Origin of the sequence: Kitasatospora sp. NPDC092948, from assembly GCF_044754805.1 — a bacterium.
Taxonomy (GTDB): Bacteria; Actinomycetota; Actinomycetes; order Streptomycetales; family Streptomycetaceae; genus Kitasatospora.
Map to the genome: position 1 here is coordinate 363610 of NZ_JBIVPU010000006.1, position 13257 is coordinate 376866.

Genomic DNA, 13257 nt, shown 5'->3' on the forward strand with positions numbered 1-13257 from the left:
CCCGGAAGTTCCGGGGCCCTTCGGCGTTGCCCGCACAGCGTTGCCCGCGCACAGCCGCGCAGCCGCCCCGCTTGCCCGCACCGAAGCCGCTCGGGGCGGAGCGGACGCGGCAGAGCGGACGGGAAAGCTCCCCCGCTCCGTGGAACGGGGGAGCTTCAACAGCGGCAGACGCCCCGTGGACGGCCGCTCAGGGGGCGATCGGCGGCCGGTACTCGGTGTCCGGGCCGGACGGGCCGGACGGGCCCTTCGGGCCGGTCGGCGGGTCGACGACCTCGCCCTGGACGACCTTGCCGTCGGGGCGGTGGATGCGCAGCTGCTCCTGGAGGCGCATGGCGTCGGCGAACCGGTCCGCGCCGACGGGCGCGGTGGAGCGCAGCACGCTGCCGGTCAGCCGGCGGGCGACGACGCGCCACAGCAGGCGGGTCGGCGGCAGCAGCAGGGTGACGGCCAGCAGGTCGGAGAGGAAGCCCGGCAGGATCAGCAGCACACCGGCCAGCACCGTCATCGAGGTGCCGGTCTGCGGCTGCGCGGACTGCGGGTCCTTGGACAGCTCGACGGCGGCGCGGAACGCCCGTACCCCGGCCCGCTTGATCACCGTGGCGCCCAGGAACACCCCGGCCAGCAGCAGCATCAACGTCAGGAACCAGCCCACCCAGCCGGCCACCACCGTGACCAGCCAGATCTCCAGCACCAGCCAGGCGGCGATCAGCAGCGGGACGAACCTCAGACGCCCGCGCCGGGTCGGGCGGGTGGGAGTCGCTTGCTGGGACACGGTACGGATCCACTCCATCGCGGTGCTCTCAGCGGCAGCCGGCGACTCCGGCCGCGTTCAGCGGCACCACCCTGGACAACGGCCCGGCGGGCCCGGGTGTTCCGCCACCCGGGCCCCGACCGGCCGAAAACCCTGCCTGCGGCCCCGCTCAGGCCTGCTTGGCCGCCCGCCGCCGCTGCCACCCGGCGACGGCCGCGTAGCCGCAGGCGAGGAGGCCGCCGAGGGCGAGCACCCACTCCGGGCCGGCGCCGACCTTGTCGGCGACCGTCTGGCCGTCGCGGAGCGGCACCACGGCGCTGAGCACCTCCTGGTCGAGCTCCTTGGTGCGCTGCTGGACCTCGCCGTCCGGGGTGATCACCGCGCTGACGCCGCTGGTGGCGGCGATCAGGACGGCGCGGCCGTGCTCGACGGCGCGCAGGCGGGACATCGCCAGCTGCTGCTCGGTCTGCCCGGTGCGGTTGTAGGTGGCGTTGTTGGTCTGCACGACCAGCACCCGGCCGCCCTGGTTGACGGTGTCGCGGACGATCTCGTCGTACGCCACCTCGAAGCAGATCACGTCGCCGATCCGGGCCGGGCCGAGGTGCATGACGCCGCTGCCGGTGCCGGGGTAGAAGTCGCGGGCGACCCGCTGGAGGCGGGTGATCACCTTGGAGAGTTCGGCGCGGAACGGCACGTACTCGCCGAACGGCACCGGGTGCTGCTTGGTGTACGACTCCCCCGGGCCGGCCTGCGGGTCCCACACGATGCCCTCGTTGCGCACGTGCTGCTCGTCCGGGCCGTCGACCAGCGCGCCCACCAGGGTGGGCACGCCGATGGTCTTCACGGCCTGGTCGATCCGGGCGTACGCGGCGGGGTCGCTGAACGGGTCGAGGTCGGAGGCGTTCTCCGGCCAGATCACCACGTCGGGCTTGGGCACCCGGCCGGCCGCGACGTCCTCGGCGAGCTGCTCGGTGGTCTTCGCGTGGTTGTTGAGGACCAGCATCGGCCGGCCCAGGAAGTCCATGCCGGGACGGTCCACGTTGCCCTGGACGATCGCCACCTTCACGGTTTCGGCGGCCGCGGTCGGCACCGGCACCGCGTAGCCGACCAGCACCAGCGCGACGGCGGCCAGGCCGCCCGCGACGGTGCGCCACGGCAGCACGGCGGCGCCGGACCGGCGGGCCCGCAGCACGCTCAGCGCCGCCCAGGCCAGCAGGGCGCCGCAGGACGCCACGGCGAAGGTCACCAGCGGGGCGCCGCCGAGCGCGGCGAGCGGCGTGAACGGGCTGGCGGTGTTGGCGAACGCGAGGCGGCCCCACGGGAAGCCGCCGAACGGCAGCCGGTCGCGGGCCCACTCCTGGGTGACCCAGAGCATCGCGGCCCACAGCGGCCAGCCGCGCAGCTTCGAGGTGAGCGCCAGGCCCGCGCCCATCAGGGCGAGGAACAGCGCCTCGATCGCGGACAGGCCGACCACGCCGTCCCAGCCCACCACCCGCAGCCAGGACAGCAGCACCACGAAGAACGGCAGCCCGAACACGAAGCCCAGCCAGGCCCCGTGCCGGGCCCGCCGGCCCCGGGTGAGCAGCGTCAGCGCCGCCACCCCGAGGATCGACAGCGGCCACACGTCGTACGGCGGGAACGCGAACGCCATCGCCGTCCCGCACACCGCGGCCAGCCCCGTCCGGGCCCACCATCCCCCGCGGCCGCGGCGCTGCGGCACCGCGTCCGTCTTCCCCTCGGCCACCGGGCGCTCCTGCGAAATGGGCAGTGCCACCTGCGCACCACTCTCTCTACCTCGTACGACGTCCCCCGAAAGGTACAGCACTCCCCGAACGGCTCAGCCCTGGCGGGTGTGGACGGTCCGGCCGCGGACGACGGTGCGCAGGCAGGTGGGGAGGGGCTCGCCGGGGGTGAGGTCGGGGAGGCCGGGGGTGCCGGAGCGGGGGTCGGTGGACCAGCCGGCGATGCGGTTGTCGGGGGCCTGGACGACCAGGTCGGTGGTGGCCCAGATCGCGTAGGAGGCGATTGCGCCGGGCACCAGGACGCCGTCGGCGTCGTGGCCGAGGGCGCGGTGGCCGCCGCGGGTGTGGGCGGTGAACGCGGCGCGCACCGAGATCCGGTGCTCGGGGGTGCGGTGGAACGCGGCGGCGCGGACGGTGCCCCACGGGTCGAGCGGGGTGACGGGCGCGTCGGAGCCGAAGGCCAGCGGGACGCCGGAGCGCAGCATCGCGGCGAACGGGTTGAGCTGCGCGGCGCGTTCGGCGCCGAGGCGTTCGACGTACATGCCGTCGGGGCCGCCCCAGGTGGCGTCGAAGGCGGGCTGGACGGAGGCGGTGAGGCCGAGGTCGGCGAACGCGGCGAGGGTCTCGGGGGTGAGCGCCTCGGCGTGTTCGACCCGGTGCCGCACCGCCTTGACGCGTTCGGCGCCGAGCTTGTCGGCGGCGGCGCGGACGCCGTCGACGACGGCGGTGATCGCGGCATCGCCGATGGCGTGGAACCCGGCCTGGAGGCCGGCCTCGGTGCAGGCGACGACGTGCTCGGCGATCTGCTCGGCGGTCAGGTAGGCGACGCCGGTGTGGTCGGTGTCGGCGTAGGCGTCGTGCAGGCAGGCGGTGTGCGAGCCGAGTGCGCCGTCGACGAACAGGTCGCCGCCGGCGCCGACCGCGCCGAGCCGCAGGGCGGTCTCGACGCCCTCGGCGCCGAGTTCGCCCCAGTAGCCGAACACCTCGGGGCCGTCGGTCTCGGCGGCGAGGGCGAGCAGCGCGGCGAGGTCCTCGGCGGAGGAGATGTCGGGGCCGGCGCACTCGTGCAGCGCGCCGATGCCGAGTTCGGCGGCGCGGCGCAGCGTGGCGAGTTGGGCGGCGCGGCGCTGGGCGGGGGTGAGGTGGGCGAGCGCGGCGCGGCGGACGGCGTGGTGGGCGTCCTGGGTGAGCGGGCCGTCGGCGGAGTACCCGGCGCGGGCGGCCAGGTCGGGGACGAGGGCGCGCAGGGCGCTGGTGGCGAGGCCGGAGTGGACGTCGGTGCGGGAGAGGTAGAGCGCGGCTCCGCCCGCGGCGGCGTCGAGTTCGGCGAGCGCGGGGGCGCGGTGCTCGGGCCAGCGGGTCTCGTCCCAGCCGTGGCCGAGCAGGATGCCGTCGTCGAAGCCGGTGGTGAAGGCGGTGGTCGCGGCGAGCGCGTCGGCGAGCGAGGCGCAGTCGGTGAGGTCGAGGCCGGTGAGGGCGAGGCCGGTGGAGGTGGCGTGCACGTGGGCGTCGACGAACGCGGGGGTGACCAGGGCGCCGTTCAGGTCGACGATCTCGTCGGCGACGTCGGCGTACGCCTCGGCGGCTCCGTCACTGCCGACCCAGGCGATGTGTTCGCCCTCGACCAGCATGGCGGTGGCGAAGGGGTCGGCGGGGCTGTAGACGTTGCCGCCGCGCAGCAGGACGGTCCGGTCGGTGCGTTCGGTCATGGCGACCAGTCTCGCACCTTGGACATTTTCCGGGTCGCGGGGCTACAGCTTCGGCGGGCGGGCCTCGTACGGCGTGGAGAGCACGACGGTGGTGCGGGTGGAGACGCCGGCGGCGGAGCGGATCCGGGCGAGCAGGTCCTCCAGGTCGCCGGGGCCGGGGACGCGGACCTTGAGGATGTAGTTCTCGTCGCCGGCGACGCTGTGGCAGGCCTCGATCTCGGGGAGGCCGATCAGGCGGTCGGGGGTGTCGTCGGGGGCGCTGGGGTCGAACGGCTTGACGGAGATGAACGCGGTGAGCGCCAGGTTCACCGCCTCGGGGTCGACGATCGCGGTGTAGCCGCGGATGACGCCGCGCTGTTCGAGGCGGCGCACCCGCTGGTGCACGGCCGAGGTGGACAGGCCGGTGGCCTTGCCCAGGTCGGTGTAGCTCATCCGTCCGTCCTGGAGCAGCAGATGGACGATGCGCTGGTCGAGTTCCTCCACAAGGCGTCAACCTACTCGATGACGGCGGGGCTGTGCAGACAGCTCACCGGGGGCGCATTCGGGGGGCACATGCCAACGGAATGTGGCGAGGAACACATATGGTGCATCACCGTGCGCCGGAGCGCAGGGTTATGACGCCCTGTCAGCGGGAAGTGCTGCTGGTGGCCCGGACAACGAGAGACTCCGGCCCGATCCGAGGGGGATCAGATGCCTTCCACCGACCAGCGTCCCGACGTCGAGAACGAACCCGGCGCGTCCGCGCCGTCCTTCGGGGCGGACCCGGGCGCGGCCGACAACTGGGACGTCGTCCGGGTGGACTGCCCGGCCTGCGACCGCCCGATCGCGCTGATCGGGGACGAGGAGAGCCTGCCGCAGCACGCGGTGCTGCCCTCCGCGTGGAACCCCTTCCAGTCGGCGATCTGCCGGGGCACCGGCACGCCGACGGCCGACCTGCCGGAGAGCGTCGACCAGCCCGAGCAGGACGGCGTCGAGAACCTGGTGGCGCTGCCGACGAAGCTGGACTGGCGCACCCAGCCGTTCTCGCACGCGGGCAGCCACCGTGCCGTCCGGGCCCTGGTGCCCGCGCAGCGCGACCGCCGGGCGGCCTGACCGCCCGTTCCCGCCGGGGGCGCCGCCGCCCGGTGCCCTCCGGGAACACCCTGCCCGGCCACGTAGGCTGGCCGGATGACCGATGCCTCCCCCGACCTGTCCGCGCTGGCCGCGGGCCTGCTCGCGCTGCCCCCGTCACTGGGCCCGGTGCGGCTGGTCGCGGTGGACGGGCACGCCGGTTCGGGAAAGACCACCTTCGCGGGCCGGCTGGCCGCGGCACTCGGCGGTGCGCCCGTGGTGCACCTGGACGATCTGGCGACGCACCGGGAGCCGTTCGACTGGGTGGCGCGGCTGCGCGCCCAGGTGCTGGAGCCGCTGGGGCACGGCAGGCCCGCCCGGCACGGCGTGTACGACTGGACGGCGCGGGAGTTCAACAGCGTCGTGACGGTGCCGCCGGCCCCCGTGGTGCTGCTGGAGGGGGTGGGCGCGGGCCGGCGGGCGGTGCGCCCGGCGCTGGCGGCGCTGCTGTGGATGGAGCTGGACGCGGTGGCGGCGCGCGCCCGCGGGGAGCTGCGGGACGGGCCGGAACTGGCCGAGTTCTGGGCGGGTTGGGCGGTCGCGGAGCGGGCGCACTTCGCCGCGGACCCGAGCCGTCCGTTCGCTTCGCTGCGGGTCGACGGGATCACCGGGCGGATCGTCGGGGACACCCTGAGTGAACCGATTGAACCTCTCTTGACCTGCGGCATCGCCAGGATTTAAGTTCTGCTTGTCGCGGAAATCAGTTGAATCCGCAACCACAGACACGGCGTCTCCGACTTGTTCCCCCGTGAGCCGGAGACGCCGTTCCCTTTGCGCCGGGGCAGCGCTTCGCGCCCCAACACCCGATCGTCTCGCGCCAATTGACCCGCGCGGCACCCTTACGGATCAGCTCCGCGCCGGTACCATGCCCACGCAGGCGCGTAAGTAGCGGCCCGAGGTCTGGCGGGGGGCGTCAGTGACGGTGGAGAGTTCCGGCGGCAAAGGGCCCGCCGCGGCGGGGCCTGATCCGGAGGCCGACCGCTCCTGGTCGCGTGCCATGGATGCCTATACGGCCGGTTCGTACGCCCGGGCCGAGGAGGAGTTCCGGGCCGCGGTGCGCGTCGACCCGGGCATGGCGGACGCCTGGTTGGGCCTGCACGCGCTGCGCAGCGACACCGCGGGTGCGCTGCTGGCGATGCAGCGGCACCGGGACAGGTTCGGCGAGCAGCGCGAGCGGCACCGCCGTCCGCTCAGTTCCTGGTACTGGCTGGGCTGGTGGGTGCAGCCGGTGCTGGAGAGCGCCCAGGACCTCGCGCTGGCGCACGCCTCGCACTGGCTGGACGGGCGTCATCTCACCGAGCTGGACCAGGCGTTGGCGGCCTGCCCGGAGCCGGAGCAGGAGCCGGCGGTCCGGTTCCTGCACGCCTGCCGCTCCTACCTGTTGAAGGACTGGGAGCAGCTGATCCGGGACACCGACCGGCTGCTCGACGATCCGGTGCTGGGCATCGAGGCCGGCCTGTTCGCCGGCATGGCCCGGGTCCGGCTCGACATGTGCGCGCAGGCGCAGCGCCCGCTGGCGGCCTCGCTGGCCCGGTGCCGCTCCGAGCAGCCGCAGCGCAAGGAGTTGCGCTACTGGCTGGGCCGGGCGTACGAGGGCGCGGGGCGCAGTGCGGCGGCGCTGCCGCTGTACCGGGCGGTGCACCGGGCCGATCCGGCGTTCATGGACACCGAGCAGCGGCTCGCGGCGATCGCCGCCGAGGACGGGCTGCTGGACGGCGCCGCGGCCGGCGAGTACGGCGAGTACCGGGGCGCGGCGGTGGAGGCCGCGGTCGACGTGCTGGAGGACGTCGAGCCGGAGCGGGCGCAGCCGCCGGCCGGCGAGCCGCGCGGCGGGCAGCTGACCGAACGGGCGTCCGGCGCTTCGCCGTTACCCCTGCGGCTGGGCAACTGGCCGGCGGCGGCGGCGATTCCGCCGGCCGGCCCGAACCCGGGCCCGGCGGCCCGGCTGGAGCTGGACCAGGCGCTCGCGGAGCTGGAGGCGATGGTCGGCCTGGATCCGGTGAAGCGTCAGGTGCGGGCGCTGTCGGCGCAGTTGCGGATGGCGCGGCTGCGCGCGGACCGGGGGCTGCCGGTGCAGCCGCCGAAGCGGCACTTCGTGTTCTCCGGCCCGTCGGGCACCGGCAAGACCACGGTGGCGCGGATCCTCGGCCGGGTCTTCCACGCCCTCGGGCTGCTCTCCGGGGACCACCTGGTGGAGGCCCAGCGGGCGGACCTGGTGGGCGAGTTCCTCGGGCAGACGGCGGTGAAGGCGAACGAGCTGATCGACTCGGCGCTGGACGGCGTGCTGTTCATCGACGAGGCGTACTCGCTGGCCAACTCCGGCTACAGCAAGGGCGACGCGTTCGGCGACGAGGCGTTGCAGGTGCTGCTGAAGCGGGCCGAGGACAACCGGGACCGGCTGGTGGTGATCCTGGCCGGCTACCCCGAGGGCATGAACCGCCTGCTGGCGACCAACCCGGGCCTGAACTCGCGGTTCACCACCCGGGTCGACTTCCCGTCCTACCGCCCGGTCGAACTCGCCGAGATCGGCGCCCAGTTGGCCCGGGTCGACGGCGACGAGTGGGACGTGGACGCGGCCGACGAGCTCACCTCGATCTGCGCGCACGTGGTCGCCGAGGGCTGGATCGACCAGCTCGGCAACGGCCGCTTCGTCCGCACCCTGTACGAGAAGTCCTGCGCCTACCGGGACTTGCGCCTCTCCGCGCTGCGCGGCGTGCCGTCCCGCGAGGACCTCGCCACGCTGCGGCTGCCGGATCTGCTCCAGGCGTACGGGGAGCTGATCGACGGCAGGCCGTGACGGTCAGAAGGGCCAGATCGGCAGGGACTCCAGCAGCAGCAGGACCGCACCGACGCCGGTCACGGCCGCCGCGGCCCACGCTCCCTGACGCCGCTCTTCGGGGCTCCGGTCGCGCGGCGCGACGTACGGGCTCCCGGCCTGCTCGAACCGCGCGATGCCCTTCCGGAGCATCAGGAACAGCACCGGAAGGACGAGCAGCACGTCGGCCGCCAGCAGCAGCGCCGTCGGCACGCTGTTGCCCCGCGCGCCGCCGAGCACCAACGCCGCCGGGATTGCCGTCGCGAGGCCGAGAAAGGCCTTCCGCCGGTTCTTCGGCTCGGCGTAGACATACAGCACCGCCGCCGTGTTCAGCAGGTATCCGGCCACCAGCAGGCACAGCACGAGGGGTATCGGAGGCGAGTCGATCAGTGCCATGGTTGCCGGCCCTCCCGCAGCGGTGTACGAATCGCCGCCCACTCTAGCCGCCGTCAGGCCCCGTCACCTGCGCGTCCGTTCCGGTCAGGAAGGCGGTGAGGATGCGTCGCAGCCGCGGTTCGACCTCGACGATCGCGTGGCCGAGGCGGGGGTCGGAGGCGTAGAGGGCCTTCAGCCGGGGGCCGGGGGTGGCCATCTGCCACAGGGCGCCGGCCATGCCGGTGGCGGTGGCGGCGAGGTCGAGCATCTGCTGTTCCGTCAGGCCGAGCAGGCGGTTCAACTCCGCGCCTATCAGCGCGACTTCTTCCAGCGTGACGAGCTTGAAGGCGCGCACCGCCTCCAGTGAGACGTTGCGTTCGAGGTTGAGCGGGGCCTGGGCGAGCAGGTCGCAGAACATCGGGCGGGCCGCGAGGGTGGCGGCGAGCGCCCCGGCGACCTCGGCGGGGCCGGCCTGTTCGCGGGCGGCGAGGTCGGCGCGCAGGGCGGCGGACCACTCGCGCCAGCCCTGGGCGGTGAGTTCGAGGAAGATCTGCTCCCTGGTCTCGAAGTACCGCAGCAGCGCCGACTTGTGCATGCCCACCTCGGCCGCGATGTCGGTGAGCGTGACGTCCCGGATGCCGCCCTGCTCGCCGAGCGTCCGGGCCGCGTCCAGGATCGCCCCTTCGCGCGCCTGCTTGGCCTCGGCGCTGCGGGCCCGTCGGAATGCCGGCTGAGTCATGGGACCATTCTAGGAGCAGCTAACGCAACGGTGTTGCGCTAATAAGAGAACGGTGTTGTACTAAACCCATGAACGCCATGAGCGAAGAAGCGCGCACCACCCAGCAGCAGGTCTGGTTCATCACCGGCTCGTCCCGCGGCTTCGGCCGCGCCCTGGTCGACGCCGTCCTGGCGGCGGGCGACCTGGTCGTCGCCACCGCCCGCCGCCCCGAGCCCCTCGCCGAGGAGCTCGCCGCGTACGGCGACCGCGTCCTCACCGTTCCGCTGGACGTCACCGACCCCGCCGCGGCAGAGGCGGCGATCGACGCCGCGGTCGCCCGCTTCGGCCGGATCGACGTGCTGGTGAACAACGCCGGCTACGCCAACGTCTCCCCCGTCGAGACCTCGGACGACGCCGACTTCCGCACCCAGTTCGAGACCAACTTCTGGGGCGTCTACCACGTCACCAAGGCCGCGCTGCCCACCCTGCGGCGCCAGCAGTCGGGCACCGTCGTGCAGTTCTCCTCGATCGGCGGGCGGGTCGGCGGCTCCCCCGGCATCGCCTCCTACCAGGCCGCCAAGTTCGCCGTCGACGGCTTCACCCGCACGCTCGCCACCGAGACGGCGCCGTTCGGCATCCGCTACCTGGTGGTCGAGCCGAGCGGCTTCGCCACCGACTGGGCGGGCGCCTCGATGACCGCCCACCCCGTCCCGGAGGCCTACGACCGGACGGTCGGCGCGATGAACCGCCGGATGCGCCAGGGCGAGGCCGGCGCCGCCGGCGACCCGCGGCGCGCCGCCGAGATCATCGTCCGCACGGTCCGCGGCGGCGAGCTCCCCAGCCACCTGCTGCTCGGCGTGAACGCCGTGACGATGGCGCTCGACTACTCCCGCCGCCAGCTCGCCGAGGCCACCGCCTGGGAGCAGGTCAGCCGCTCCGCCGACTTCGCCGAGCCGTACCCGGTGGAGCTGCCGTAACGGAGCCGGCCCCGCCGCAGCGAGTGCGACGGGGCCGGAGAACAGCAGGTCAGTGGCGGTGATCCGGGTCGTGGACCTCGCCGACCAGCTCCTCCAGGACGTCCTCCAGGGCGACCAGGCCGAGCTGGCGGCCGTCCGCGTCCACCACAGCCGCCAGGTGGGCGGCGGCGCGGCGCATCGCGGCGAGCGCGTCGTCCAGCCGGAGGGTGGCGCGGACCACGGTGATCGGCCGCCACAGCCGGTCCGGGACGGGCGCGGCCAGGTCGTCGACCTCCAGCGTGTCCTTGACGTGCAGGTAGCCGAGCACGGTGCCCTGCTCGTCGGTGACCGGGAAGCGCGAGAAGCCGGTGCGCACCGCGAGCTGCTGGACCTGTTCGCCGGTGACGCCGCGGCCGACGGTGACCAGCTGGTCGGCGGGCAGCAGTATCTCGGTGACCGGGCGGCTGCCCATCTCCAGGGCGTCCTCCAGGCGTTCGCGGCGGGTGTCGTCCAGCAGGCCGGCCTCGCCGGAGTCGGCCAGCAGGTGCAGCAGCTGCTCGCTGGTGAACACCGAGTTGACCTCGTCCTTGGGTTCGACCCGGAACAGCCGCAGCACGCCGTTGGCGAAGGCGTTCAGGAAGGTGATCACCGGGGCCAGCCAGCGGGCGAGGCGGTCCAGCGGCGGGCCGAGCCAGAGCGCGGCCTTCTCCGGTCCGGCCAGCGCCAGGTTCTTCGGCACCATCTCGCCGATCACCATGTGCAGGAACACCACCAGGCTGAGCGCGATGGCGTAGCTGAGCAGGTGCATCGCCGAGGCGGGCACGCCGAGCGCGTGGAAGGCCGGCTCCAGCAGGTGCGCGATGGTCGGCTCGGCGAGCGCGCCGAGCAGCAGCGAGCAGACGGTGATGCCGAGTTGGGCGGCGGCCAGCATCGCGGAGACGTTGGACAGCGCGTGCAGCACGGTGCGGGCGCGCCTGTCGCCGGCCTCGGCGAGCGGTTCGATCTGGCTGCGGCGCACCGAGATGACGGCGAACTCGGCGCCGACGAAGAACGCGTTGCCGAGCAGCAGGAGCAGTGAGAAGGCGAGTTGCAGGGCGCTCATCGGTGACTGTCCTGGTCCTCGTGGTCGTCCTCGGGGCGGGTGCGGCGCACCTCGACCCGGCTGGTGCGGTGCCGGTCGACGGCGGTCACGGTCAGCTCCCACCCGGGCAGTTCGGCGCTCTCGCCGACGGCGGGCAGCTTGCCGAGCAGGTCGGCGAGCAGTCCGCCGAGGGTCTCGTAGGGGCCGTCGGGGGCGTGCAGGCCGATGGCGGCGAGCTGGTCGAGCCGGGCCCGGCCGTCGGCGTCCCAGACCGGCAGTCCGTCACTCGCGGGGAGCGGGCGCAGGTCGGGGGTGTCGGCGGGGTCGTGCTCGTCCTGGACCTCGCCGACCACCTCTTCGACGATGTCCTCGATGGTGGCGACGCCGGCGGTGCCGCCGTACTCGTCGACCACCACGGCCATCGGTTCGCGTCCGCGCAGCAGGTCGAGCAGCCGTTCGACGGGCAGCGTCTCGGGGACCAGCAGCGGCGGGGACGCCAGGTGCCGGACCTTGGTGTGGTCGCGGCGCTCGGCGGGGACGGCGAGGGCGTCCTTGAGGGTGACGGTGCCGGTGACGTTGTCCAGGCTGTCGCTGTACACCGGGAAGCGGCTCAGCCCGGTGGCCCGGGTGAGGTTGAGCACGTCGACGGCGGTGGCGTCCTGCTGGAGCGCGGCGACGTCGATCCGGGGCGTCATCACGGATTCGGCGGTCAGCTCGCGCAGGCCCAGGGTGCGCACGAACAGCGTCGCCGACTCCTCGTCCATCGCGCCGGCCTGGTACGAGTGCCGGGCGAGCGCGACGAGTTCGTCGGCGGTTCGGGCGTGGCCGAGTTCCTCCTGCGGCTCGACGCCGAAAGCCCGGACGATCCGGTCGGCGGAGCCGTTCAGGAACGCGATCAGCGGGCGGCACGCGGCGGAGAACACCCGCTGCGGGCCGACCACGGCGTAGGCGACCTGTATCGGGTGGGAGATCGCCCAGTTCTTCGGGACGAGCTCGCCGATCACCATCTGCAGCACGGTGGCCAGCACCAGGCCGACGATCAGCGCGGTGCCGCGGGCCGCCGCATCGGGCAGGCCGATGCCGGTGAACACCGGGGAGAGCAGGGTGGACAGCGCGGGCTCGGCGAGCATGCCGACCACCAGCGAGGTGATGGTGATGCCGAGCTGGGCGCCGGAGAGCTGGAAGGACAGCTGGTGCAGAGCCTTGGCCAGGTTCTTCGCCCGACCGTCACCGGTGGCCGCGGCGCGTTCCACGGTGCCGCGGTCGGCGGTCACGAACGCGAACTCGGCGGCCACGAACAGGCCGTTGGCGAGGATGAGCAGGAAGGCCCCGAGCAGCATGAGCCAGGCGGTGGTCATCGGGCCGCCCGCTTTCCCTGGCTCGGAAGGTGCATGGCGGCGCGGGTATAACCGGACGGATCGTCCATCGAGGGGAGGTGTCACTCCTCAGGTCGCGGGTCTGGGCGGAAAGCCCGACACTGGTGGGCTTTGCCGCGTTTTTACCAGCGTAGACGATACCCGAACGGTTCTCGGGGCCTGCCGGTCCCGCGCTTCAGCGCCGGGCGGCGGCGCGCTCCTCGACCAGGTCGCGCAGGGTGCGGGCGGCCGTGACGGCCTGCTCGCGGCCGCCGGCGGGCTGGATGCCGACCGCGGCCAGCGCGGTGCCGTCGGCGAGGTCGAGCATCACCCACGGGTCGCCATGCTTGAGGTTGACCCGGACCACCTCGGTCCAGGACAGCCGGCGGCTGCGGACGAAGTTGACCACGGTCAGCCCGTCGGCGTCGGCGACCACCTTGGGCCGGGCCAGCATCAGGCCGACCGCGGCGAACAGCAGGCCGCTGACCACCATCATCACCCGGTCCCGGAGCTGCCAGTTCTCCGGAAGCGCGAAGGCCAGCACGGTGAACAGCACCACCATCACGGCGCACAGCGTGAGCAGCACGGCGCGGTTGCGGCGGGGGGCCCACGTCAGGGGCAGGGCGACAGGGGTCGACACGGGTG

Annotated in this window: 13 protein-coding genes; 4 read left to right on the forward strand and 9 right to left on the reverse strand. The window is 73.7% G+C overall.

Features of this window, described 5'->3' with window-relative positions:
* Nucleotides 1-187 precede the first annotated feature (187 nt).
* From fxsA to ACIQF6_RS21035, 4 genes are all read right to left on the reverse strand, one after another.
* Nucleotides 188-772 (reverse strand): FxsA family membrane protein, encoded by a 585-nt coding sequence (gene fxsA, locus ACIQF6_RS21020; RefSeq protein ID WP_400897100.1) that lies wholly within the window; start codon nucleotides 770-772, stop codon nucleotides 188-190.
* 148 nt (nucleotides 773-920) lie between these two features.
* Nucleotides 921-2525 carry an apolipoprotein N-acyltransferase gene (lnt, locus tag ACIQF6_RS21025; protein WP_400897102.1) on the reverse strand — a complete coding sequence of 535 codons (1605 nt, stop codon included), beginning with the start codon at nucleotides 2523-2525 and terminating at the stop codon, nucleotides 921-923.
* Nucleotides 2526-2588: 63 nt separating this feature from the next.
* A complete protein-coding gene (locus ACIQF6_RS21030) occupies nucleotides 2589-4202 on the reverse strand; it encodes an amidohydrolase (RefSeq protein WP_400897104.1) in 1614 nt (537 codons plus the stop codon).
* A gap of 42 nt (nucleotides 4203-4244) precedes the next feature.
* Nucleotides 4245-4685 (reverse strand): Lrp/AsnC family transcriptional regulator, encoded by a 441-nt coding sequence (locus tag ACIQF6_RS21035; RefSeq protein WP_400897106.1) that lies wholly within the window; start codon nucleotides 4683-4685, stop codon nucleotides 4245-4247.
* A gap of 207 nt (nucleotides 4686-4892) precedes the next feature.
* Here ACIQF6_RS21035 and ACIQF6_RS21040 point away from each other — a divergent pair, with 207 nt between their 5' ends.
* The 3 genes from ACIQF6_RS21040 to ACIQF6_RS21050 all read left to right on the forward strand — a co-directional run bounded on the left by ACIQF6_RS21040 (nucleotide 4893) and on the right by ACIQF6_RS21050 (nucleotide 8109).
* Nucleotides 4893-5294 carry a hypothetical protein gene (locus ACIQF6_RS21040; RefSeq protein ID WP_400897108.1) on the forward strand — a complete coding sequence of 134 codons (402 nt, stop codon included), beginning with the start codon at nucleotides 4893-4895 and terminating at the stop codon, nucleotides 5292-5294.
* A 75-nt stretch (nucleotides 5295-5369) separates the two neighbouring features.
* Nucleotides 5370-5993 carry a uridine kinase gene (locus ACIQF6_RS21045; RefSeq protein ID WP_400897110.1) on the forward strand — a complete coding sequence of 208 codons (624 nt, stop codon included), beginning with the start codon at nucleotides 5370-5372 and terminating at the stop codon, nucleotides 5991-5993.
* A 316-nt stretch (nucleotides 5994-6309) separates the two neighbouring features.
* Entirely contained in the window at nucleotides 6310-8109 is a 1800-nt protein-coding gene (locus ACIQF6_RS21050) for an AAA family ATPase (RefSeq protein ID WP_400897112.1), read from the forward strand.
* 3 nt (nucleotides 8110-8112) lie between these two features.
* Here the strand turns inward: ACIQF6_RS21050 and ACIQF6_RS21055 are convergent, their stop codons facing one another.
* Together ACIQF6_RS21055 and ACIQF6_RS21060 are read right to left on the reverse strand one after the other, a co-directional pair.
* On the reverse strand, nucleotides 8113-8523 hold the full coding sequence (locus tag ACIQF6_RS21055) for a hypothetical protein (RefSeq protein WP_400897114.1): 411 nt from the start codon (nucleotides 8521-8523) through the stop codon (nucleotides 8113-8115).
* A 43-nt stretch (nucleotides 8524-8566) separates the two neighbouring features.
* Entirely contained in the window at nucleotides 8567-9241 is a 675-nt protein-coding gene (locus ACIQF6_RS21060; protein WP_400897116.1) for a TetR family transcriptional regulator, read from the reverse strand.
* Nucleotides 9242-9309: 68 nt separating this feature from the next.
* Between ACIQF6_RS21060 and ACIQF6_RS21065 the strand changes: the two genes are divergently transcribed.
* Nucleotides 9310-10197: an SDR family NAD(P)-dependent oxidoreductase gene (locus tag ACIQF6_RS21065; protein WP_400897118.1), complete on the forward strand. Its 888-nt coding sequence runs from the start codon at nucleotides 9310-9312 to the stop codon at nucleotides 10195-10197.
* Nucleotides 10198-10246: 49 nt separating this feature from the next.
* Here the strand turns inward: ACIQF6_RS21065 and ACIQF6_RS21070 are convergent, their stop codons facing one another.
* The 3 genes from ACIQF6_RS21070 to ACIQF6_RS21080 all read right to left on the reverse strand — a co-directional run bounded on the left by ACIQF6_RS21070 (nucleotide 10247) and on the right by ACIQF6_RS21080 (nucleotide 13252).
* Nucleotides 10247-11278 (reverse strand): hemolysin family protein, encoded by a 1032-nt coding sequence (locus ACIQF6_RS21070; protein WP_400897120.1) that lies wholly within the window; start codon nucleotides 11276-11278, stop codon nucleotides 10247-10249.
* Complete coding sequence (locus ACIQF6_RS21075) at nucleotides 11275-12615, reverse strand: hemolysin family protein (protein WP_400897122.1); 1341 nt, start codon at nucleotides 12613-12615, stop codon at nucleotides 11275-11277. The genes ACIQF6_RS21070 and ACIQF6_RS21075 overlap by 4 nt, the downstream gene beginning before the upstream one ends.
* 193 nt (nucleotides 12616-12808) lie before the next feature.
* A complete protein-coding gene (locus ACIQF6_RS21080) occupies nucleotides 12809-13252 on the reverse strand; it encodes a PH domain-containing protein (RefSeq protein WP_400897124.1) in 444 nt (147 codons plus the stop codon).
* Nucleotides 13253-13257: the final 5 nt, after the last annotated feature.

Excerpts from the sequence above, each read along its gene's own strand:
- ACIQF6_RS21030 (WP_400897104.1), bottom strand. The coding sequence starts at position 4,202 with ATGACCGAACGCACCGACCGGACCGTCCTGCTGCGCGGCGGCAACGTC.
- ACIQF6_RS21040 (WP_400897108.1), top strand. The coding sequence starts at position 4,893 with ATGCCTTCCACCGACCAGCGTCCCGACGTCGAGAACGAACCCGGCGCG.
- ACIQF6_RS21045 (WP_400897110.1), top strand. The coding sequence starts at position 5,370 with ATGACCGATGCCTCCCCCGACCTGTCCGCGCTGGCCGCGGGCCTGCTC.
- ACIQF6_RS21050 (WP_400897112.1), top strand. The coding sequence starts at position 6,310 with ATGGATGCCTATACGGCCGGTTCGTACGCCCGGGCCGAGGAGGAGTTC.
- ACIQF6_RS21055 (WP_400897114.1), bottom strand. The coding sequence starts at position 8,523 with ATGGCACTGATCGACTCGCCTCCGATACCCCTCGTGCTGTGCCTGCTG.
- ACIQF6_RS21060 (WP_400897116.1), bottom strand. The coding sequence starts at position 9,241 with ATGACTCAGCCGGCATTCCGACGGGCCCGCAGCGCCGAGGCCAAGCAG.
- ACIQF6_RS21065 (WP_400897118.1), top strand. The coding sequence starts at position 9,310 with ATGAACGCCATGAGCGAAGAAGCGCGCACCACCCAGCAGCAGGTCTGG.
- ACIQF6_RS21070 (WP_400897120.1), bottom strand. The coding sequence starts at position 11,278 with ATGAGCGCCCTGCAACTCGCCTTCTCACTGCTCCTGCTGCTCGGCAAC.
- ACIQF6_RS21075 (WP_400897122.1), bottom strand. The coding sequence starts at position 12,615 with ATGACCACCGCCTGGCTCATGCTGCTCGGGGCCTTCCTGCTCATCCTC.